This is a genomic window from Paenibacillus pasadenensis (assembly GCF_023715725.1).
GTDB lineage: Bacteria > Bacillota > Bacilli > Paenibacillales > Paenibacillaceae > Paenibacillus_O > Paenibacillus_O pasadenensis_A.
In genome coordinates, this window is sequence record NZ_JAMBOT010000011.1 from 1 (window position 1) to 21,477 (window position 21,477).

The following is a 21,477-nucleotide window of genomic DNA, read 5'->3' on the forward strand; positions in this document are numbered from 1 at the left end:
AATGGTTTGCCCAAATTTCACTCACCTGTCCAACAACAGTACAAACAGGACATGAAGTGATGGGTATTGATCTGGGCTTGAAAGTGCCTGCTGTTCTTGTCACATCAACAGGCAAAACCAAGTTCCTCGGCAACGGCAGAAAGAACAAGTATATTCGGCGCAAGTACAATTCGAACCGCCGCAAGCTTGGGAAGCTGAAAAAGCTTTCTGCCATTCGAAAGCAGCGGAATAAAGAAAGCAGGTACATGAAAGATCAGAACCATAAAATCAGCCGTCACATTGTGAATCTAGCTCAACATGAAGGGGTATCGATCATTAAGCTAGAAAGTCTGACCCATATTCGAAAAACGACAAGAACAAGTCGTAAAAACGCAAAGAACCTACATAACTGGACCTTCTATCAATTGCAAACCTTCATTGGCTATAAAGCTGCAATGGCAGGCATTCAAGTCATTGAAGTCAATCCTGCCTATACCTCGCAACTCTGTCCTGCTTGCGGAGTGAAGAATAAGGCAAAAGATAGAACCTACCAGTGTTCATGTGGTTATTCTGCACACCGAGACAGAGTTGGAGCAATTAATATCATGCGCCAACCTGTGATCGATGGTAACAGTCGATCAGCCTAGTTAGCTAAACGCTCTGAACTAGGACGGGCTATTGATCTAGCCCTAAACTTGGCCGTTGAACAAAACAGAAATGGTCTGCGTTCGCTAACGAGCTAGGAATCCCACGGTTTTAACCGTGTGGAAGATCAATTGTTTTTTACAAGAGAGCCGGTAGGGATAATTTTTCAAAGTATATCGAATTGAGAAAGAGTTTGATTTAGACAAATTGAAACAAGTCATTAAAGAATAGAACCAAACTATCCGTACAAGCTTCTAGACAGACACCGTAAGGATGTTTAGAAGTTTCTTGGCGTTTTAAGGGCTCCTATCTTTAAAGAGAGAGCAATCACATGGGAACTTTTTTTGAGTTGCCTGGTTTTATAAGTAAGGGGGGAGGCGCTTGCTTGATCGTTTCGACTATTTGCGGAATTTGGCAGAAGGCTATGAACGGGGGCCTGTGCTGGAAGATATGATGAGTCGGTTTGGTACCGACGTATGGAATTTTGCCTACTTCCTGACCCGGAGAAGTGAGGCTGCGGACGATGTGGCCCAAGAGGTTTTTCTTGCAGCTTACCGGAACCTGTATTCGTTTCGCGGCGGCGAGAATTCACTGAAAAGCTGGCTGCTTAAAATAACGCGGAATAAATCGCTGAACTATTTGCAAAGCGCATTTGTGCGCAAGGTACTGTTACTTGGAGATCGGCTGCCATCTGAAAAGGCGCTTGCGGCTGAGGACAGGCATTTCGAAACTCTGGAACGCGAAATGTTATGGCAGGCGGTGCTGGAACTTCCTGTGAAATATAGAGAAATAATCATTTTGGAATATCATTACGATTTAAAATTGAAGGAAATCACACAATTAACGGGAATTTCGGAAGGGACGGTCAAATCGAGAAGCCACCGGGCAAAAAAGAAGCTGGCGGCTAGTTTGGGGGAGAACCATTGATTGAGGAGCGGTTAAAAACGCTGCTGAGGGATCCGCCCATCCAAGATGATGGTTTTCGCACGGAGCTCAGCATGCAGATTAGGAACAAGGCGCGGCAGGCTGAAAAGAAAAGGCCGTTAATTAGAATGCTTAATTCGGTAATTTATATGTCTGTCGCTGCGGCTGTGTGCATCATTGTATTATACAACCTCTTGCCGGGATGGGGAGAGCGCGGGGCTGGCAGTGACTCGTTCGTTGAGGAGCGGTTAATCTATGAGCAAAGCGGTAAGAAAATTTTAGCTATATACCCTGATCCGGAGAGAATGGCGGGACAGTACAGTGGTTTTATTTTTAGCTTCACAGAGCCGTTATCGGTATTCAAAGGAAAGCAGTTGACTATTCAAGCAATTCATCTGAAAACTGGTGCCAGTGAGCTCGTGTCAAGCGAAACAATCACAACCTCCAGCTCGGGGTACGAAGGGCTTCAAAGGTATACAACAAATCTCGTGGTGCCTTTCGGCGGCGCTTGGCGTCTAGAGGTTAAAGTAGATGGCAAGTTTTACGCCGATGCAGTCATTCATTATGCAGAGCCGAGTTGGGAGGAAAGCGAACGCTTTAATGCCGGGACCGTTAAAATGATTGGAACGGAAGAGCGAATCGGGCTTGTTGACGTTCCATTTTACGCTGGGCAGGCGCAAAAAGCGATGTGGTGTATTTGGCGGTTTCCGTTCGAGCTCAAGGAAAGCAGTCTGGAAATTCAGGCGCTACGCAAAGGAAGCGTTGAAAAACGGACGCTATTTTCATCCAAAGCTTATGGAATTAAGCAGCCATTTGCGGCAATTGGGGGAGGAGTAAGGCAGTCAGTAAATTCCTTAAATTTTCCGGAACCTGGCCTGTGGCGAATCCTTCCTTACGTAAACGGTAAACTGCTCGACACAATAGTTATAAAAGTACAGAAATCTGAATAATGGTAAACTTCAAGTCGCCGATCATTAATCGGCGACTGTTTCTTAATTTTGTTGGAATGCGATTTGAAGCTGTTCCATGGACATGGAAGCAAGTTCTTTTTTATCAGAATTATTGATCGCCCATGCCGATAATCCGGTCCAATTGGCGCTCCACGAGGGCCATCGCCGTCTCCGGGCTTAGTCCCTCCAGTTCGAAAAGGAGATGCACGGCAAGACCATCAATAAGAGCATGGAGAGCGCGGGCTTCTGCAGCCGCCACCGGCGACAGAGGGCGGTTATAGGGCTGGCCCCAGCACCTGCAAACGATTTGCTCAAACAGGCGAAGCAGGCTGTCGTGCACTTCCAGAAACAGGATGCGCAGAGATGGATCGGCTAGAGATTTGGCGGTCATTGCAAGCCACACCTCTCCCTCAATCCGGCGTTCCTCGTCTAAAGGCAGCACCTGAGCGGCAAGCATGATACAGTCTGTTCTAATATTGCCGGTAAGCGGAGTCTGCCGGATTCTTTTTGTGACCCGATTGGACACCAGATCCATGGAAAAGGCAATTAGCTCGGACTGGGTCTCGAAATAATGGCGCAGAGAGCCCAGAGACATGCCGGCTTCCTCAGCAACTTTGCGTACAGTGGCGGCTTCGATGCCGCCTTGTTTTATAACGCGCCAGGCCGCTTGGGCAAGTTCCTCCCGGCGTTGGTTGTGATCGACAATTTTAGGCATAGGTCCAGTGTAACATCTTGTTTTTTATAATACAACTGTGCTAATATGCGAAAGGTAATTTAATACAACTGTGTTGTAAAAAGGAGTCGGTTCTATGATTACCGCTTTGATTATCGGCTGTGAGATTGCGTTTTGGGCGCTCGTTGTGGCTGGACTTTCTTTTCGTTATATTCTCCGAATGCCGCGCACAGGAGCTGCTTTGCTCATTGCGACCCCTATCGTCGATCTCATTTTGCTTGCCGCCGTCCTTGTTGACTTGCAGCAGGGCGGAACTGCCGGACTGACGCACAGTTTAGGAGCGATATATATAGGCGTTTCGATTGCGTGGGGCCATTCCTTCATCGCTTGGGCGGATGTTAGGTTTCGTCATCGTTTTGCGGCCGGACCCGCTCCGGTGAAACCTGCTAAATATGGCCGAAAGCATGCCGCTCGTGAACGCCGTGGCTGGCTAAGCCATTTGTTAGCCTTTGCAATTGGAGCTGGAATTCTGTACGGCATGATTCTTTATATAGGAGATGTGAAGCGGACGGAGGCGTTTATGGGAACGATTCGCATTTGGAGCCTTGTACTGGCCATCGACTTTGTCATCAGTTTCAGTTACACGTTTTGGCCGCGTCAGGAGAAGGGGAGCGTGAAAGAAGTCTAAAGGGCGGCACTTCTCGGCATAGCTTGAAGGCAACCGGACCATTATAGGGTATAGAACAACTATAGGCGTTGTGCCCGGTTGCACGGCTGGAAGGAACTGTGATACACTCGAACCACTTACTGCGGAACGGCTCTTTTCGAAAATGGCTGTTCACGCTTGAACGGAGGGTTACGTGTGATTCATTACATCCGGATCCGCACGGTGCGTGGCTAATTGAATAGCGCCCATGTTCTGCCTTAGTGCAGGGATTTCGAGATGTGGATGAATCCATGTTCATAGCCCATTTGCGTCCTTTTTTGCTATATGCTGACGGTTGTTATACTGTTCTGCGGGCATGAGGAATGCTTCTTCACGCTATGGAGGGGTATGCGGTTGAGAATACGCGGTTGTGCCGCCTCTGTTCTCGACGGCTGCCCTCTCGGAGGTTTCTTTGCTGAACGGCACGAACACGGGCGCGAACCGCCCGTGTTTTTTTGTGCGCATTTTCCATGAGCGAGAACGACTTTACCTATGACCCCCGAGAGGATGATTGATATGACGCAACAACTACGCGAAAAAGCCATACTCGTTGGTGTGCACGAGCAAAACAACCACCAATTCGCTTACTCCATGGAGGAGCTGCGCAATCTGGCTGAAGCCTGCAACATTGAAGTTGTAGCGGAGTTAACCCAGAAAGCGGAGCGCATTCACAGCACCCATTATCTTGGCTCCGGCAAGCTGGAAGAGCTGGCTCATCTGATGGAGGCTTACGACACGCCTACCGTCATCTGCAACGACGAGCTGTCGCCGTCACAAATCCGCAACCTGGAAGCAGCGGTAAAAACGAAAGTAATTGACCGCACGATTGTCATTCTGGATATTTTTGCGGAGCGCGCGCAGACGAAAGAGGCGCAGCTGCAGGTTGAGGTAGCGCGGCTCAATTATATGCTGCCCCGCCTGGTCGGCCTGCGTGAGTCGCTTGGCCGTCAGGGCGGCGGCTCCGGCCTGAAAAACCGCGGCGCCGGCGAGACGAAGCTGGAGCTCGACCGCAGACGGATCGAGGATCGCATCCATGCGATGGAAACTGAGCTAGAGAAGTTAGTCGCCCAGCGGCAGATACAGCGCAAGCGCCGCAAAAAGAACGAAATTCCCGTAATCTGTCTCGTTGGCTACACCAATGCGGGCAAGTCGACGCTGATGAACGCTCTGGTCGACACGTTCCACCCGGAATCCGGAAAAACTGTTTTGGCTAAAGATATGCTGTTCGCCACATTGGAAACATCCGTGCGCAGCATCGAGCTGCCGGACCGCAAATCGTTCTTGCTGACCGATACGGTCGGTTTTGTCAGCGGCCTGCCGCATCATCTCATCAAAGCATTCCGTTCGACGCTGGAGGAAGTGTCGGAGGCCGATCTGCTCGTGCATGTCGTTGATTCCTCCAACCCGGAATTTAAACAGCAGATTGAAGTGACGGAAGAGACGCTGAAGGAGCTTGGCGCAGAGGGGATTCCGATGATCTATGCGTTCAACAAGTCCGATCTGGCCGGAACTAGTTATCCTCGTATCGAAAACGACCGGATCTACCTGGCAGCAGCCCGCCGCGAAGGCGTAGCAGAGCTGGTCGGAGCGATCCGCAAGCAGGTGTTCCGGGATTATGTCATGGCGGAAGTGGTTGTGCCGTACGATAAGGGCGCCTGGGTTGCATTTTTCAACGAGCATGCTCAGGTTCTGGAAACAGAATACGAAGAGGCGGGCACACGGCTTAAGCTGGAGCTGCGCGAAGCGGATCTGAACCGGTTCAACCAAGAGGTTGGAGCCGTTCAGGCGGAATAAATAAAAGCCTTTCCCTGGGCAACGGGGAAAGGCTTTTGCTATACTGCTAAGCTTGGGGCGCTGCCGGTTCTAAGCCTGGGAGCACCAATTTATTGCGGCAGAATAAGCTTTTAACTTAGCGCCTTTAATCCGACTGCGGCTGCAAGCACAAGCGTAATGCAGAGAATGCGCATCGTGCTTTTGGACTCGCCATAATAAAGCATTCCGACCAGCGCGCCGCCGGAAGCTCCGATGCCGGTCCATACGGCATAAGCGGTTCCCATCGGAAGGTCTCGCATGGCTAGGCTTAACAAAAAGAAACTGCAGACGAATCCAGCGGACATCAGCGAGTAATTCTTCATGCTGCGCCGTTGGTTTATTCGGTTGATCATTGTGACGCCGAACACCTCAAACAATCCGGCTCCAACGAGATAGATCCAAGCCATTAGCGTGCACCTTCCTTCTGTGCAGCTGGCTCGCTGCCAATCATTTTCAGACCGATAACGCCAAGCAGCAGAACGGCGATAAGAAAAAGCTTCATCGGTTTAAACGGATCGCCAAACAGTAACATATCCATAATGACCGTTCCTGCAGTGCCAAGTCCGACAAAAACGGCGTAAACGGTTCCGACAGGCAGATGGCGCGCCGCGTCCAGCATGACGTAAAAGCTGACCAAAATGCCTACGGCAGTCGCCGCCCATTCCAAAGGAGTGTTGGAATGTTTGAGGCCTATAACCCAGCCTACCTCAAATACGCCTGCCACAAAAATTTTCAGCCAGTGTTTGTTCATCTAAATAATCCCCTTCCGCGGCCGCAGCGATTAACCGTTGACCTCATACTTCAAAGAGCTGCCTTGGCAAGGCGCCTTTTCCGTATTCGCCGCCTGTATTCGCCCATTTGAAAGTTCGGCATTATTTTTGCAGCGGTGTAATGATTGCAGTATGCCCTTATTTCGCAGTCAAAATGTCCGCAAAAATGCCCGGGTAGACAGGCCGCTACAGCGGTCATCTCCCGGGCTTTTATCCCTCCGTGTGAGCACGGCCTATCGGCCGGCCGTTCCCTCTCGGACCAGTCCGGCACGATGCTGTACGCCGCGGAACCCTAGGGAACTTGGTTGTGTTGCTGCTAACCATTGAATTTAACGGCTATTATAGCAACAGTCGAACGTAAAGGCAAGGTAACGGCGATGGATATTTTTGAAGGTCGGGATTCAAACCGAAAAACAGCGAATGGGCGCGGCGTTAACAGTGGAACGAATTGAAGGACTAAAAATTAGGACTACGGAATACTACGGCTTGATGAATTTAGGCGGCCTATTTGAAATGATTGTTCTTTTATACAAAATCGAGTTTGTTGAGCATTACGTTAGAGATGAATAAATAAAGCAGGCGTTGGCCTGCAGTAAAAGCCCCGGTTTTCCGAGAGGCCGGATACGGGGCTGTAGTCGTTTCACCTTTTAGCTTGTCAGCCGAAGCCAACCTTGGGCCGTTCTCTTTCCTTCAGATTGAATTTGATTTCACGAACCGACGTGATTGGAATATAAAGCTCCTGATATTCAGTGGTGTACTTGATATACTTATCGTCAAAATCCTCTAGAATACCGCCGTCCGCAAGCGTTCCGTCGATAAAGTGGACGAGTACCTTTTGCCCTTTGAGTTTAGCGAGCATGGAAATCACCTCTTGATTAGAATGTATTCCCGCGTGTAAGGAATGTATGCGATTGATAATCGCGAATGGAACAATCGCGGTCGCGTTAAGATTGTATACGATCGATAATCGCGAATGGAACAATCGCGGTCGCGCTAAGCTTGTATGCGATCGATAATTCCATATTCCAGAGCCTCCTGCGCCGACATAAAATAATCGCGGTCCATATCCCGCTCGATTTTCTCAAGCGGTTGTCCGGTGCGCTCGGCGGTAATCCGGTTCAGCGTATCGCGAGTGTGCAGAATGCGCTTGGCGGAAATGGCGATGTCGCTTGCCTGCCCTTGAGCTCCGCCATGCGGCTGATGGATCATGATCTCGCTGTTGGGAAGGGAGCTGCGTTTTCCTTTGGCCCCGGCAAGCAGCAAAATCGCTCCAAACGAAAAAGCCGCTCCCGTGCAGATGGTTTGGATATCCGGCTTGACGAGCTGCATCGTGTCGTAAATCGCAAGGCCGGCTGTTGTTGAACCGCCCGGACTGTTAATATACATGTAAATATCCTTCTCGGCGTCATCGGCTGCCAAAAACAAAAGCTGCGCAATAACGGTATTTGCTACGGCGTCATCGATAGCGGAGCCGACCATAATTATTCTTTCCTTAAGCAGACGGGAATAAATGTCGTAGGAGCGCTCGCCTTTATTGGTTTGCTCAACGACAAACGGCACATGGTTCATTGAGTGTTCCTCCTTGGAAGGCCCGCTTTGGGAGGCGGAACCGAATGCTTCTTGCACATGGAAAACGTTCCGGGGTACGGGAAGGATACGGGCAATCAGGGAGAAAAATATTTTGAGGAATTGCGTATCCTCCGCCATCGCTCATTCGTTTACTAAGTACCGAATTCGTATATGTGGAAAGGAGCTGCCGCTGCATGAATATGGCGTCAAAGCTGGAAACGGAGCGTTCGGCGCTGCGCAGATATTGCCTGGCGCTGACAGGGAAGCCTTGGGAAGCCGAGGATTTGGAGCAGTCCGTCTGGTGCCGCGCGCTTGCTTATCCAGGCTGGGAGAACCATGCTAACCCGGAAGCTCTGCTGCTGCGCATCGCACGGAATTTATGGACGGATCAGCAGCGCCGTAATGCGCTGAGCCAGCGTCTGCTGCCCGAGCTTATGCCGCTTCAGCCGGAGACGGAGCAGCAGGCGGACAGCTGGGAGCTGGAGCTGATGCTTCACTCCCTGGACCGCCGTTTAACGCCGCTGCAGCTGGCGGTATGGCTGCTGCGCGAAATGCACGGCAGCGCCATCGCGGAAACTGCAAAACGTCTTGGCATGACGGAAGGCGCGGTTAAAGCGGCTATGCACCGGGCAAGGCGCGCATTGGGCGAGGTGCGGCGCGATTTGCAGGCGGGCGGCTTGCGAGAACCGGCTGACGAGGGGCTGCTAGCCCGCGTGCGCATGCTGGCCGCTGCGCTGCGCACCGGTGATGCCGCGGCGATCGCCGCTTTGGCGGAGCAGGACGCACTGGAGCCAGCAGTAGCGGCGGCGAATCTTGCAGGCCGCGTGCAGGCGAGCAGAGCCGTTCAACCGGAGTCTGGTGCGGCAGACAGCCCGCAAGCGAACATCGGCTTCAGCAGCACAGGCCGGTTGGCAGGCAGCTCCAGTCATCCAGCTGTTAGCTGCTGGATGAACGGCAGTTTTACTGTGGCTGCTTAGTCGCCTTAATATCATACAGAATGCGGCGTCGGACAGCGGGAACCGCCTAGATGCTGCGTTCTGTCTTTTATAAAAGACAGCGTTTGCACAATTTTCTCAGAAGAGGCTTTTCCCGGTTGATGATCGCCGTCCAACTGCATATAATGGGATATGCACAGCGGATGATGGCAGCGGGAGAGATTGCCCGGACGTTCAGGGCAGCGCCGAAGGAGCAAACCCGGCAAGGGGGAATCTCTCAGGCAAAAGGACCTTTGCCGGACGCAGCTCTGGAGAGAATTCCGCGCCGCGGGCGCAGGAATCACCCAAGGGGAAACTTTCGCCGCAAGGCGGGAGGCAACTCTCAGGTACAAAGGACAGAGCGGTGGGATACAAGAGAATGGGAGCTTAAGGCTCTTGTTTTGTTGTATGCCTCCGCCCTGTCCTTTTTTGGCGTGTTGGGTAAGATAGGGGCAGGGCGGTGTTCTGAACAAGCAAAGGAGGACGGCGGCCATGCGCTTTAAGGATGTGTTTTCAATTATCGGGCCTTCCATGATCGGCCCTTCAAGCTCTCACACCGCAGGCGCGGCACGCATCGGCCTGGCGGCCCGCAGACTGCTTGGCGTTATGCCTGACGCAGCCCGGGTCAGTTTCTACGGCTCTTTTGCTGCGACTTATCAGGGACACGGGACAGATACGGCGATTGCAGGCGGACTGCTTGGCTTCAGAACCGACGATCCTCGTCTGCCAGATGCTATCGAGCTGGCGGAAGAGGCGGGCATGGAACTGATTTTTCGTGAAGGAAAGGGCTTGTTCCCTCACCCTAATACGGTCCGGCTGGAGCTCCAAGGAGCAGGTGGACAACGGCTTTCGCTGCTCGGCACCTCCATAGGAGGCGGCAACGTGGAAATCGTTGAGGTTAACGGTTTCTCCGTGAAATTTGGCTGCGCCTGTCCTGCTTTATTGGTCCGCCACAGCGACCAGCCTGGCGTTATCGCAGCCTTGACGGCAGCGCTGCAGCAGGCTGGCCTTAACATTGCCGGGCTTTCTCTCAGCCGCATGGAGCGGCAGGGCGAGGCGCTGGCTGTCGTGGAGCTGGACGGCGAGGCGCAGCAAGGGCTGCTGCGGCAAATTCGCGGATTGCCGAATGTGCTTGGCACAGACTATGTAAATTTAAACGGAGAAGAGGAGGAGTCGCCGTTTGAACTTTCGGACGCTGAAGGAGCTAAGTGAGCGCAGCAGGGAAAGCGGATTGACAATCGGACGTTTAATGATTCAGCAGCAGGCAAAAGAATCCGGCCGTGACGAGGCGGCGGAGTTCGCCAGCATGAAGGAATACTACGGCATCATGAAGGAAGCCGTGCACAACGGCCTGACCCGGGATACAACCTCGCGCAGCGGCTTAACCGGCCTTGACGCTCAGCGGGTTGCCGCCTACAACAAAAGCTCGCAGCCCAGCCTGGGCGGCGATGCGGGGAGAGCGATGGCTTATGCGCTTGCGGTATCGGAGGTTAACGCCTCCATGGGCCGTATCGTGGCAACGCCGACGGCAGGTTCCTGCGGCATTATCCCGGGTGTATTCGTCAGCTCGCAGGAGAGGTTTGGCTGGGATGACAACCGGATGACGGAGGGGCTGTTCGCTGCCGGCGCAATCGGTTATGTCATCGCCAACAATTCCTTCGTGTCCGGGGCCGAGGGCGGCTGCCAAGCGGAGGTCGGCTCCGCAATCGGAATGGCGGCGGGAGCGCTGACGGAGCTGCGCGGCGGCACGCCGGAGCAGGCGGTGCATGCGGTAGGCCTGGCGCTGAAAAATACGCTTGGCCTCATCTGCGATCCCGTCGGCGGTCTGGTGGAAATTCCTTGTATAGTACGAAACGGCTTCGGCGCTGTTACTGCTCTGGCCGCAGCCGACATGGCGCTTGCAGGCGTGCGCAGCGTCATTCCGTCCGACGAGGTGGTCCAGGTCATGCTTGAGGTTGGCGCGGCCATGCCGGAGAAACACCGCGAAACGGCCGGAGGCGGGCTGGCGCAAACGCCAACAGGGAAAAAGCTGATGGAGGGCCTGCGCAAAAAGAAACGGTAGGTTGACTTTCCTGCTTTATGGAATCAAGCGCCGAATAACAACGCAAAGAAGAGGCTTCCCTGCGGAGTCTCTTCTTTGCGTTGTCTCAAACAGTCTTGGCTTTACGGACGGCATGCCGCAATCGCCGCGCGGCATTTTAACGATTAACAAAGGTGATGTCCGTTCTCCAGAACCCGATATTATAGTCAATCGTCGGGGCACGATTGATCTGCACCTGATCGATGTCTCTATAAGCGGATCTGCCCGAACGCCGACTTACAATCATCCGTAACTTCACTTGGCCGGCTTGTTCGGGATCTATACCGCCTCTTGGATCGTACACCCAGAACTCGGCCTCAACGTAACGGAACTCGCCGGCGGTACTTTGAACGTAGACCGTTGTACTGCCGCCATTGGGGGGAAGGGTAAGATTTGTTGGCGGCTTATCCGGAACATTTCCCGCTAGTCGATACAAAAAAAACTCAAAGTTAGTATTATTTTTAATCCCAAACCCTTCGGAGCTAGTGCCGATAATGGGATATTCTTCGGGCGCAACGGAATGTTGGGAGAAGGTGCAGAGGACGACGAAGAGGAGGATAAACAGGACTAACACGTTACTTGCGTTGGGGCGCTTGCCATAGCTATCGGTTTTATTGTATTCCAAGTTATATGGCATGAGAGAGACCCTCCTTAATTTCGTATTCTACAGAGCTAGAATATGAGAAAAGGAGGAAAGAGAACACGGCGGGCATGCAGTTTCATAACACATTTCATTTCGAGGATAATTTTGCTGGATCATCAATAATTTGGTGACGGATATGTCGCAAAGGTCCCCTTTCAAGCGTATTATTGTCCGAATTATAGAGTTGATAACATTTTCCTGCATTACTCCATTGACAGATCTCTTGACCATCTTTTATATTGCCGATGATACAGTAGAAATCGATGAAGTTAGGCTAACCTATATAGTGGCAAGGGGCGGATCACATCATGTCAAATCGGACCGCAGAGGTCCAGCTGCGCGGCAGTTCTTTTGAACAGACTTTCCAGCAAGCTGTAAAGCCAGGAAATCGGACGGCGCTGCAGTATCTTCTGTCGTTGTACAAGGGCAATTTTCTGAACTTAGCCATCTCAATCGTGTTCATGAACATCAAAAATCTGCCTGTTTATCTGCTGCCAATCGTCACAGCCAACATCATTAATATTGTGGCGAAGCCGGCGGGGCACAGCATGAATGAGCTATGGATCAACTTCGCCGTGCTGCTTGTAGTTGTGCTGCAAAATATTCCGACACACGCCGCTTACGTCAGCTATTTGAGCCGGGCTATCCGAGCCGTGGAGGCGGGACTGCGCGGAGCGCTTGTGCGCAAGCTGCAGCAGCTGTCCATTAACTCGCACCGGGAGCTGGCGGCCGGCAGGCTGCAGTCAAAGGTGCTGCGCGACGTGGAAGCAGTCGAGGGTATGTCCAAACAGCTGATGCTGGCGTTTGTTCCTTCGATTTTCAGCGTTGTGATCGCATTTGGTCTTACTCTGTATTCCAATTGGCTCGTCTCTCTGTTCTTCGTGCTGACGATTCCGGCGGCCATCGGGGTCATGCAAGTATTCAAGCGGCGCATTAAACGAAGCAACAACGAGTTCCGCAAGGAAATCGAGACGATGAGCAGCCACGTTTCGGAGATGGTCGAGATGATTCCGGTCACGAAGGCGCACGGTCTGGAGCAGGTTGAGATCGACCGGATCGACACAACGCTGAAACGGCTGCAGGGCAAAGGCTACCGGTTGGACATTGTCGAAGCTTATTTCGGCGCATCGGGCTGGGTCACGTTCCAGGTCGTACAGGTGATTTGTTTGCTGTTTACGGCGTATCTGGCGTTCATCGGCAGCATTCCGGTCGGCAACATCGTACTGTACCAGGGTTATTTTGCGATGATTCTTGGCTCCGTCTCTACGCTGATGAACGTTTATCCGATCATCGCCAAGGGCTCGGAATCGATCTCCTCGATTACGGAAATTCTCCGCTCGACGGATATTGAGGATAATTCCGGCAAGCTGAAGCTGACCAAGCTGAGCGGGGAGTTTAAGTTCGAGGACGTGCAGCTCAAGTTTAAGGACGGCGAGCAGCATGTGCTGGAACAGGTGGATCTGGATGTAAAAGCAGGAGAGTGCGTCGCGTTTGTCGGGGAATCCGGAGCGGGAAAATCGACGATTTTAAACCTTGTCATCGGCTTCCTGAATCCGACCTCCGGCCGCGTGAGCGTGGACGGAGTGCCGCTGACGGAGCTGGATCTGTCGGAATATCGGCGCCATCTGGCCGTCGTGCCGCAGACCAATATTTTGTTCTCGGGCTCCATTCGCGACAACATTACCTACGGGCTGCAAGGAATTAGCGACGAGCGGGTGATGGAGGTTGTCGAGATGGCTCATCTGACGGAAATGGTGGCAAGGCTGCCGAAAGGCATCGATACGATGGTTGGCGAGCATGGCGGGAAGTTGTCCGGCGGACAACGCCAGCGGATTGCCATCGCCAGGGCGCTCGTGCGCAACCCTAGCGTTATTTTGCTGGATGAGGCGACATCTGCGCTCGACAACGCCTCGGAGCATCATGTGCAGCAGGCAATGCAGGAGCTGATTAAAGGCCGTACCACCTTTATCGTGGCGCATCGGCTTTCTACGATCCGCCATGCGGATAGAATTGTCGTAATGAAACGCGGGCGCATTGTGGAAATCGGCTCATTTGATGAGCTGATCGCTCGAAAAGGCGAGTTTTACAACCTGAAGCAGCTGCAAATGTAACTGTACTAAAGTAAAAAGAGGTCTCCTGGGAGACCTCTTTTTTTGCATGTTTTAAACTTCAGTTCCGTTTGCGGAGCTCAAAAAATTCGCACTCCGACCGGGAGTGATAAGTAAAATCGGCGACGTCCGACTGCAGTACAACTGTCTGTTCATCGAAACGAACGATTGGACTTCCGTTTTCAATCATATGGTCATTGCGGAATACGCGAACGGGAATGCGGTCATCCAGAGCTTCTTGAAAGTCGGCGTCAGTATGAAGCGGGCGAATGTAGGCCATGGATTGGATCTCCTTATGCAGAATATAGACGGATTTAAGTTTAATTATAACATGGCCTCCAAAAGGTTCCGCCTCTATTCTTTAAAATCAGCGTTGTGCCTCCTGTGGTGTAATACTGAAAAGGAGCGCCGCCAAGATTGAGCCTGCTAAATAGTTCGGACCGCCAAGGGCTCCATGTTATGAATTTAAGAAGGTAAGGGACGCATATATCTAGAGCTGGGGAATTAAATAATAGAAAACTTATATATAATTATTGGGATTATTGTATGATAGATGGTGGAAATTCTCGGAATGGAGGGTTCAAAATAGACACGGAAAAGGAAGTACAGGAGCTTCGCCAGCGGGTGGAGGAGCTTGAAGCGGGGGGAAACCGCAGGGGCCGAAGCAATTTTGCCCGGTTCATGATCGGCTGCGCTGTCGGTGCGGCCCTCATCATTCTTTTGCTGGTAGGAATAGGAATCATTCAATTTATATCCGGTTAATAAACGCAAAGCCCGAATGCGCAGTGAACTGCAATTCGGGCATGCGGGCTAGCGGATGTGGGAAGCAGGATTAGCCCGTCACGGCAACGCCAGTCAGGCATTCGGGCCCGGAACGGCCGACATCCTCGGATAAGGATGTTACAAACATGGTATAAATCAGAACTCCGGATGCCGGAGCAGAGACTTCAAAATCCGCAGCTTCAATGGCAATGTTTTTCACTCCGGTTTCCGACGGTTGAAACTGCACGATAGTTGTCGAGACTAGCGGATCGGTTGCCTCTTCTCCTCTTACTATAGTGACCTGAACTAAAGGAGAGAAGAGATTTTCTTCAACAATATATACGCCGACCTGCCCTTCCAGCTTGACTCTGATAACGCCCTGTGTATCTGGCGGAACGTTCAGGCCGATTTGGCCGGCTAGTGTAGGATTCTCAAATAAAAAAGTGCTTGTTGGAAATAAAAAGCCGCCAAGCGGAATATTGGTCGAGGTTCTTGCATCAAGCAGCTGAAACATTAAATAGCCTCCTTTCTATGATGGATGCCATATATTTAGTCGGTAAATACGGAAGCGGTGAAGGTTTCCGGTCCCGGCCGTCCGCTTTCCCCGCCTAATGATTCGGCGAATGCCGTATAGATAAGTGTGCCGGAAGCGGGAGCGGGAACGTTATAATCATTTCCGTTGACGATGACAACATGATTGCCGGTTTGCATGTTAGAGTAGGTTTCAAATGCTGATGCTACTCTGAGATCGGTCGGGAGTGAGCCGCGTACGACGAAAAAACGGACTGAGATATTTGAAGGCTGTTCGGGTAGATTGGTCACGCCAAGCACGCCTCTGAATTCAACACGAAGTACGCCTTGCGTATTGGGAGCAACATTCAAGCCGAGAGTGCCGATTTGATAGACTCTTGCAGGTAAAAAGGTGCTGACGGGAGTTTCCCGCTGGCCGTTAGGGATATTATCGGATGTTCTTGTATCGAGCATTCTAGTCATTAAGGTCACCTCCATATATGAAAATCAGTTGCGTAAATTCAAGCCAGTTGGATTAATCCGTATAGACGGAAGCATTAAAGTTCTCCGGTCCCGGCCGTCCAAGCTCTTCATTAACCGACGTTGCAAATATGGAGTAAATTAGCGGGCCGGCTTCAGGAGGAGGGACATTGTAATCCGCAGCTGTCACCGTTACGTCTTGAACTCCCGGAATGGATGCCAAATATTGAACATAGGTTGTGGATATAAGCGGATCGGTCGGTGATGTGCCCCGCACAACATCCAGCTTGAACAAGGGATCAAATTCCGAATCCGGGAAAATAAATATGCCGGCTTGCCCTTTAATCAGGGCGCGTAACACACCGGTCTCGTCCGGTGAAACGTTCAAACCTACCTGTCCGAACAAAACCGGGGTGCCGACCGGAAATGTGCTTAACGGGAATCCTTCATTCGCTAGAGATATGTTCGTTGATGTTCTAAAATCAATTAATCTTGCCATAGTGTTCACCTCCTTGCCCTACAGTGTATTCCATGACTTCCGCAATGCTTGGACTGTTGTCTGCAAGTCTATTGTCTATTCACGCTCAAAAAAGCCCGAGCCGCAGCGATTCTGCGATTCGGGCTATTGGTGTTAATAGAAAGCGGCTCAGATGCCGAGCTTGGCGTGATTCAGCTTGGAGGTTTCGATTTGAATCGTGCAATGCTCAATTTCGTAGTCGTTTTTCATTAGAAGCAAGGCTTTTTGCAAAATGTCCTGATTGTCGGCGTTATCGTCCACTTTCAGATGGCAGGTCATGGAGTCAATGCCGGAGGTAATCGTCCAGATGTGTAGGTCATGCACATCCACAACGCCGGCAAGCGCCTGCAGGTCGCTGCGTACCGTCTCCGGATCGACGGAAGGAGGCGTTCCCTCCATCAGGATATGGATGGTGCTCTTCATCATTCCCCAGGCGCTTTTAACGATTAACAGCGACACGACAACGGAGATGATGGGATCGGCTTGGTACCAGCCGAACACGGACATCAGGATGCCTGCAACGATGGCGCCGACTGACCCGAGCGCATCCCCGATGACGTGGAGGTAGGCGCTTTTCATATTCACGTTGCCTTTCACATCGCCTTTGCGCATTAAGAACCAGGCGCTGGCGATGTTGGCGAGCAAGCCGATTACGGCGATGACAATCATTGGATTGCTGGATACTTCAGGCGGGTTCAAGAAGCGTTCCCAAGCCTCGGCAATAATAAAAATGGCGATGGCGATGAGCGTTACGCCGTTGAAAAGCGCGGCCAAAATTTCAAACCGGTGGAAACCGAACGTCCGTTTCAGCGATGCCGGTTTAGCTGCGAACCAGATTGCGAGGAGACTTAACGCCAATGCGCTTGTATCACTCAGCATATGGCCGCTGTCCGATAGAAGGGCCAAGCTGTTCGTCAGCAAGCCGCCAAAAAACTGGAGGACCATGATGCCGGCGGTAATGATCAGAGCGATCAGCAGGCCGGAACGGTTTCCGTCGCGCGCGCTGGCGTGGGAATGGCCCCCGTGGCTATGTCCATGCCCTCCGTGATTGTGGCCATGGCTGTGATCTTGGCGCCGTTTGCTCTTGGATGGAGCCCCGTCCGGCGAGCCGTCATGCGAATGAGCGTGATCCTTATGGTCGTGGTTGCAGGATGGGTTTTGCTCCTTCATCGATTGTTCCTCCCTTAGTGTAAATAACCCCGTGGTTCGCTTATAAATGTCTTTATAACATATGATCAACTGTTCATATGTTTAATTTACTCGGAAGTCGCCTCTTTGTCAAGTATGTGCAATTTTGTTAAAAACCATTGATGAAGGGCCGTGCAAAACAAAAAAAACCGAGCCGGAAGACGGCTCGGGATTAAGTATGAGTTTCAAAGCAAGACAGTGTTATGCTCTTAACAGGGCGGGATCAAATTTCGGCACAAGGCCTTCGCTAGCCGCTCTGCCAAGCAGCGACTCCACTGCGCGAAGCCCGTCTTCGCCCAAGGAGCGGGTGAATTCATTCACGTAGAGCCCGATATGAAAACGCGCGACCTCCGGCGACATTTCCTGTGCGTACTTTTGAACGTATTCGGCCGAAGCGGCGGGATTCGCCCAAGCGTATTCCACCGAAGCCTGTGTCCAGCGTGTCAGCGCCTCTACATCCATGCCGCGGCGGGCAATGATTGCGCCAAGCGGTATCGGCAGTCCGGTGTCCGCCTCCCACCAAGTCCCCATGTCCGCCATCAGCGTAAGGCCGTAGTCGGGATAGGTGAATCGCGCTTCGTGAATGACGAGTCCGGCGTCAACTTTGCCGTCGCGCACGGCAGGCATAATTTCATGGAAGGGCAGTACGACGATGTTCGGCAAGCCGCCGGGAATTTGCTGCGCGGCCCAGAGACGGAACAGCAAATAAGCCGTGGAGCGGTCGCTTGGGACAGCGACCGTCCGCCCGCTGAGCCAGCCCGGATCCATGCCTGGGGCGGACGCGCCGCTATGGGCATGGGCGGAGCCGGCAGTGGGCAGGCCAGTGACCCCGGAAGCTTCGCTTAGACGGGCATTGTCATCCTTAGAGCCGTCTGCATCGCTTAGGCGGACGGCTCCGCCGCCTGCCGTCAGCACTAGCGGGCCGCAGCCGCGCCCCAATGCGCCGCCGCACGGAATAAGCGCATACTGGTCAAGCACATAGGGGAGGGCGGCATATGATATTTTCATGACCTCGGGTCCTTCGCCTTTAGCGGCCCAGCCGTTAGTGATGTCAATATCCGCATAGGTAACGTCCAACTCCGGCGCGCCTTGGATTAAACCATGCGCCCAGGCGTGAAAGACAAATGTGTCGTTAGGGCATGGGGAGTAAGCGATTTTCATTTGAGCTCGAGCACCTCCGGTAAAATCATCGCCGTCCGCTCCAGCGCCGCAAGCGCGTCGCCGATGCGCCAGGCATCGCGGTCGCGCGGGCCGACCGCATTGGAGATGGCGCGGATCTCCATCGCCTCGACGCCTTGCATCGAGGCGGCGAGGGCCACGCCATAACCCTCCATCGCCTCCGCCGCAGCCCCGGGAACCCGGCGCTGCAGCTCGGCGGCCGTCTCTGCGCTGCCCGTCACCGTGGACAGCGTCAGCACTGGCGCCGCAACCGCCAGCAGGCCGCTGGCCCGCAGCGCCGCAGCCAGCGCCTCGGCGCGCTCGCGGCTCACCGGTACGCTTCGCGAGCCGAAGCCCAGCTCGTCCACGCTGGCAAAGCCCTGCGCGGTTTCCGCTCCGAGATCGGCGCACACGATCTCGCTCGCCGCCACGACGGAGCCGACAGGCGCGGCTCCGGGGAACCCGCCGCCGATGCCCGCGCTGATCACGCAGCGCAGCTCGGGCCCGCCGGCAATGGCGAGCGCCGTGCTGGCCGCGGCAGCCGCCGGGCCTACGCCGCCAGCGACGACGATGCAGCGGCCGACACGCCGCAGCGGACCTTCCGCCTCACCGCATACCTCTTCGGGAAAAGCTTTGAGCAGTCCGCGCACAATCGCGTCCCTCTCCGCATCAACGGCGGTAATGATCAATATGAAAGATGGCAGCCTGTCTTGTGTTTGTTTCACTAGGCATCCTCCTCTAAGCTCTAACAGGATGGCGAAAATACCGCTGCGCCAAAGATCGGCCCTCCGATCGCTCTTGACCTCAGATTTCTTTGAATGGAACAGCGACTAGCGGTAGAAATCCGACGTATTACAAGCTTACGCTTCTACGGGCTCGATCTTCGGCTCCGCTTTTTTCACCGGCCCTCTAACATTACTCCTGTGGCGGGAATCATTCAAGGATGCTGCGATCAGCGGACCATCAAAACGAAGGATGCCCGCAGCTCAAGCAGCCAATCCATAGGCGCCAGAACAAAAATCGCCCGCCGGATAACCGGCGGGCGAAATGAAATGGATTATCCTTTTTCCAGCGTAATGTTGCCGGAGCCTGTGCTTAAGCGGACGGGCACGCTGCCGCTGCCGATCACAAGCTCGCCGTCCCGCTCCGAGCCGCCCCAATTATTATGGAATTGGCCTGAGCCGGTGGAATAGCGGACGGACGCGGAATCCGGGAGAGTGTCCGAGGCGATCCTGATGCTGCCGCTGGAAGTTCTGGCTTCAATCGGGCTGGCCAGATTTTGCAGCTCGATTTTGATGCTGCCGCTGCCCGTTTCGGCCTTCAGGCTGCCTTGAACATTCTCAAGCTTAATATCGCCGCTGTTAAGGTTGGCTGTCAGCTCGCCCAAGCGGGAGTCCTCGGCTTCTACTTTGCCGGAGCCGGAATGGAGCTCGGTCTTGCTTGCCTCCATATCGCTCAGCTCGATGCTGCCGGAGCCTACCTGGATGAGCAGCTCGTTCGCGCGAATCCCTTCGGCATCCACGTTTCCGCTTCCGAGCTTCAGCTCGATGGAATCATACACCCGTTCAGGCAGTGCCAGGCGCAGCTTTACATCAACAATGCTGATGCCAAACGTAAAGCCGTGCTGCTGGATGCCCTCGACCGTTATCGTGCCATCGCGGCCGCTTAACCGAACATCGATTTGATTGCTGTACTTTTTGCTGGCACGGCCAGTGAGCGATGCAACAATAGTTTCAGAGTCGGGGAGTTTCACGAGCTCAACGTTCATGCTTCCGGTATCCAGCTTTAGCTTAGACATATCGGCTGCATCGATTGATTTTGTTTTATCAATTTTTACGGTTCCGAAGCTGAGAAAGCTCGCACGGTCCGAATTGCCGATCATGAAGCCTGCTCCGGCGACTCCAATGACCAAGAGGATGATTCCAATCAGGACAAAATTGCGCAGGTTCATTTGGCATCCCTTCCTTTCAGCATTTTTGTATTGGCCTGCAAATATTTAAGCGTCAGCCGCAAAAAGCCTCGGGTTAACCTGTAACAACCGGCTCCAAGCAGCAGTCCGAGCCCGATCGTAATCATCGCGATAAACCCGGCAAGCGGAAAGCTGAACGCATCTCCAATAAAGCCTTCGTACAGAACCGGCAATGCCGCCAAAACGAGCGAAGCCGAAACCGCCCAGAGCGCGAACAGCACGCCGAGCAGGGCGATATAAGGACCGAGCACGAAGACAAGGTTGAAAAAGCCGAGCCCTACTGCGGCGAACACCGCTTTAGATACCGAAGGCAGGCTGCCGCCGCTGCTTTGAGCTTCAGATACCCGGTAGCCGAGCAGCATTTCCTTGGCGATGAGGCGGGGATCGCCGAGCTCGCCCGCGGATTCCTCCTCGGATTTGCCATGCTCCGCTGCCATGCGGAAATGCTCCTCGTAATCGAACATCCACTCCTTGCGGGTCCCCTCCGGGACTGGAGCGAGATGCGACCACAGCTCATTCAGAAATTGATCTCTTGTCATCGCTCTACACCTTCCTTAATCAGTTCGTCCACAGCCACGGAGAACGTTCGCCACTCACTGATCAACGACATGAGATGCGCGTGCCCGAGCGGCGTCAGCTTGTAATATTTGCGCGGCGGACCCTCGGGGGATTCCCGAAGATACGTGGTGAAATAACCTTCCTGCGTCAAGCGGTTAAGCAGCGGATAGACGCTGCCGACCGCGACCTCAAACTTATTGGACATGGCAACCGCCAGCTCATAGCCGTACCGGTCTTCCCATGCGGTAAGCGCGAGCACGCATAAGTCCAGGACGCCTTTTTTGAATTGTACGTTCAAGGGCATGAGCTCCTTTCGCCTGTGATGAAGAGGTATCGTTTTCTTCATTGATTAGTATTAAACTATGTTGAATAGCGTGCTGTGATGAATACCGCTTTTGGCTATACTATACCACCAGCTATTGTTCATTGCAATATAGCGTCGCAAATCTGGGCGAATTGAAAAAAAGGCCGCCGCCGCAGGCTTTGCAGACGACGGCAACTT

At 53.1% G+C, this 21,477-nt stretch carries 25 protein-coding genes and 3 riboswitches; of the genes, 9 read left to right on the top strand and 16 right to left on the bottom strand.

Going from position 1 to position 21,477, the window contains the following annotated elements; genetic code table 11:
• From M3223_RS19520 to M3223_RS19530, 3 genes are all read left to right on the top strand, one after another.
• Nucleotides 1–626, top strand: a 626-nt coding sequence (locus tag M3223_RS19520; RefSeq protein WP_251564707.1) for an RNA-guided endonuclease InsQ/TnpB family protein, incomplete at its 5' end; no start/stop codon positions are given.
• Between the two features lie 379 nt (nucleotides 627–1,005).
• A complete protein-coding gene (locus M3223_RS19525) occupies nucleotides 1,006–1,551 on the top strand; it encodes an RNA polymerase sigma factor (RefSeq protein ID WP_251564709.1) in 546 nt (181 codons plus the stop codon).
• Nucleotides 1,548–2,498: a DUF4871 domain-containing protein gene (locus tag M3223_RS19530; RefSeq protein ID WP_251564711.1), complete on the top strand. Its 951-nt coding sequence runs from the start codon at nucleotides 1,548–1,550 to the stop codon at nucleotides 2,496–2,498. Before M3223_RS19525 ends, M3223_RS19530 begins: the two co-directional genes overlap by 4 nt.
• 109 nt (nucleotides 2,499–2,607) lie before the next feature.
• On the opposite strand, the gene M3223_RS19535 is transcribed toward M3223_RS19530, so the two are convergent.
• Entirely contained in the window at nucleotides 2,608–3,213 is a 606-nt protein-coding gene (locus tag M3223_RS19535) for a TetR/AcrR family transcriptional regulator (protein WP_251564712.1), read from the bottom strand.
• Between the two features lie 94 nt (nucleotides 3,214–3,307).
• Here M3223_RS19535 and M3223_RS19540 point away from each other — a divergent pair, with 94 nt between their 5' ends.
• Nucleotides 3,308–3,859, top strand: coding sequence for a hypothetical protein (locus tag M3223_RS19540; protein WP_251564715.1), 552 nt, complete (start codon nucleotides 3,308–3,310; stop codon nucleotides 3,857–3,859).
• A gap of 534 nt (nucleotides 3,860–4,393) precedes the next feature.
• On the top strand, nucleotides 4,394–5,671 hold the full coding sequence (hflX, locus tag M3223_RS19545; RefSeq protein ID WP_435368030.1) for a GTPase HflX: 1,278 nt from the start codon (nucleotides 4,394–4,396) through the stop codon (nucleotides 5,669–5,671).
• Nucleotides 5,672–5,781: 110 nt separating this feature from the next.
• Here hflX and M3223_RS19550 read toward each other — a convergent pair whose 3' ends face one another.
• The 4 genes from M3223_RS19550 to clpP form a co-directional block, all read right to left on the bottom strand.
• Nucleotides 5,782–6,096, bottom strand: coding sequence for a DMT family transporter (locus M3223_RS19550; RefSeq protein ID WP_251564720.1), 315 nt, complete (start codon nucleotides 6,094–6,096; stop codon nucleotides 5,782–5,784).
• The gene (locus tag M3223_RS19555) at nucleotides 6,096–6,440 is read right to left on the bottom strand and encodes a DMT family transporter (protein WP_251564721.1); all 345 of its coding nucleotides are present in this window, start codon (nucleotides 6,438–6,440) and stop codon (nucleotides 6,096–6,098) included. The genes M3223_RS19550 and M3223_RS19555 overlap by 1 nt, the downstream gene beginning before the upstream one ends.
• A gap of 216 nt (nucleotides 6,441–6,656) precedes the next feature.
• A riboswitch (guanidine-I (ykkC/yxkD leader) is annotated at nucleotides 6,657–6,766 on the bottom strand.
• A gap of 348 nt (nucleotides 6,767–7,114) precedes the next feature.
• Entirely contained in the window at nucleotides 7,115–7,318 is a 204-nt protein-coding gene (locus M3223_RS19560) for a hypothetical protein (protein WP_251564724.1), read from the bottom strand.
• A gap of 134 nt (nucleotides 7,319–7,452) precedes the next feature.
• Nucleotides 7,453–8,085, bottom strand: coding sequence for an ATP-dependent Clp endopeptidase proteolytic subunit ClpP (clpP, locus tag M3223_RS19565; protein ID WP_353057719.1), 633 nt, complete (start codon nucleotides 8,083–8,085; stop codon nucleotides 7,453–7,455).
• A gap of 137 nt (nucleotides 8,086–8,222) precedes the next feature.
• Between clpP and M3223_RS19570 the strand changes: the two genes are divergently transcribed.
• The 3 genes from M3223_RS19570 (at nucleotide 8,223) to sdaAA (ending at nucleotide 11,064) form a co-directional block, all read left to right on the top strand.
• Entirely contained in the window at nucleotides 8,223–9,005 is a 783-nt protein-coding gene (locus M3223_RS19570) for an RNA polymerase sigma factor (protein WP_251564728.1), read from the top strand.
• 161 nt (nucleotides 9,006–9,166) lie between these two features.
• Nucleotides 9,167–9,266: riboswitch (glycine riboswitch) on the top strand.
• A riboswitch (glycine riboswitch) is annotated at nucleotides 9,267–9,372 on the top strand.
• A gap of 122 nt (nucleotides 9,373–9,494) precedes the next feature.
• Entirely contained in the window at nucleotides 9,495–10,214 is a 720-nt protein-coding gene (gene sdaAB, locus M3223_RS19575) for an L-serine ammonia-lyase, iron-sulfur-dependent subunit beta (RefSeq protein WP_251564731.1), read from the top strand.
• A complete protein-coding gene (gene sdaAA, locus M3223_RS19580; protein ID WP_251564733.1) occupies nucleotides 10,183–11,064 on the top strand; it encodes an L-serine ammonia-lyase, iron-sulfur-dependent, subunit alpha in 882 nt (293 codons plus the stop codon). Before sdaAB ends, sdaAA begins: the two co-directional genes overlap by 32 nt.
• 136 nt (nucleotides 11,065–11,200) lie before the next feature.
• Here the strand turns inward: sdaAA and M3223_RS19585 are convergent, their stop codons facing one another.
• A complete protein-coding gene (locus tag M3223_RS19585; RefSeq protein ID WP_251564736.1) occupies nucleotides 11,201–11,719 on the bottom strand; it encodes a hypothetical protein in 519 nt (172 codons plus the stop codon).
• A gap of 314 nt (nucleotides 11,720–12,033) precedes the next feature.
• On the opposite strand from M3223_RS19585, the gene M3223_RS19590 reads away from it, so the two are divergent.
• The gene (locus M3223_RS19590) at nucleotides 12,034–13,836 is read left to right on the top strand and encodes an ABC transporter ATP-binding protein (protein WP_251564738.1); all 1,803 of its coding nucleotides are present in this window, start codon (nucleotides 12,034–12,036) and stop codon (nucleotides 13,834–13,836) included.
• Between the two features lie 58 nt (nucleotides 13,837–13,894).
• On the opposite strand, the gene M3223_RS19595 is transcribed toward M3223_RS19590, so the two are convergent.
• From M3223_RS19595 to M3223_RS19640, 10 genes are all read right to left on the bottom strand, one after another.
• Nucleotides 13,895–14,113 (bottom strand): hypothetical protein, encoded by a 219-nt coding sequence (locus tag M3223_RS19595; protein ID WP_251564741.1) that lies wholly within the window; start codon nucleotides 14,111–14,113, stop codon nucleotides 13,895–13,897.
• Between the two features lie 552 nt (nucleotides 14,114–14,665).
• Complete coding sequence (locus M3223_RS19600) at nucleotides 14,666–15,109, bottom strand: hypothetical protein (RefSeq protein WP_251564744.1); 444 nt, start codon at nucleotides 15,107–15,109, stop codon at nucleotides 14,666–14,668.
• Nucleotides 15,110–15,144: 35 nt separating this feature from the next.
• Entirely contained in the window at nucleotides 15,145–15,588 is a 444-nt protein-coding gene (locus M3223_RS19605; protein WP_251564746.1) for a hypothetical protein, read from the bottom strand.
• Nucleotides 15,589–15,640: 52 nt separating this feature from the next.
• Complete coding sequence (locus tag M3223_RS19610) at nucleotides 15,641–16,084, bottom strand: hypothetical protein (RefSeq protein WP_251564748.1); 444 nt, start codon at nucleotides 16,082–16,084, stop codon at nucleotides 15,641–15,643.
• 147 nt (nucleotides 16,085–16,231) lie between these two features.
• The gene (locus M3223_RS19615) at nucleotides 16,232–17,272 is read right to left on the bottom strand and encodes a cation diffusion facilitator family transporter (protein WP_251564751.1); all 1,041 of its coding nucleotides are present in this window, start codon (nucleotides 17,270–17,272) and stop codon (nucleotides 16,232–16,234) included.
• Nucleotides 17,273–17,491: 219 nt separating this feature from the next.
• Entirely contained in the window at nucleotides 17,492–18,451 is a 960-nt protein-coding gene (locus M3223_RS19620) for a 1,4-dihydroxy-6-naphthoate synthase (protein WP_251564753.1), read from the bottom strand.
• Nucleotides 18,448–19,173, bottom strand: coding sequence for a futalosine hydrolase (locus M3223_RS19625; protein ID WP_251564755.1), 726 nt, complete (start codon nucleotides 19,171–19,173; stop codon nucleotides 18,448–18,450). Before M3223_RS19625 ends, M3223_RS19620 begins: the two co-directional genes overlap by 4 nt.
• A gap of 332 nt (nucleotides 19,174–19,505) precedes the next feature.
• Nucleotides 19,506–20,399: a DUF4097 family beta strand repeat-containing protein gene (locus M3223_RS19630; protein WP_251564758.1), complete on the bottom strand. Its 894-nt coding sequence runs from the start codon at nucleotides 20,397–20,399 to the stop codon at nucleotides 19,506–19,508.
• Complete coding sequence (locus M3223_RS19635; RefSeq protein ID WP_251564761.1) at nucleotides 20,396–20,956, bottom strand: HAAS signaling domain-containing protein; 561 nt, start codon at nucleotides 20,954–20,956, stop codon at nucleotides 20,396–20,398. Before M3223_RS19635 ends, M3223_RS19630 begins: the two co-directional genes overlap by 4 nt.
• The gene (locus M3223_RS19640) at nucleotides 20,953–21,273 is read right to left on the bottom strand and encodes a PadR family transcriptional regulator (RefSeq protein ID WP_251564763.1); all 321 of its coding nucleotides are present in this window, start codon (nucleotides 21,271–21,273) and stop codon (nucleotides 20,953–20,955) included. Before M3223_RS19640 ends, M3223_RS19635 begins: the two co-directional genes overlap by 4 nt.
• Between the last annotated feature and the right edge of the window lie 204 nt (nucleotides 21,274–21,477).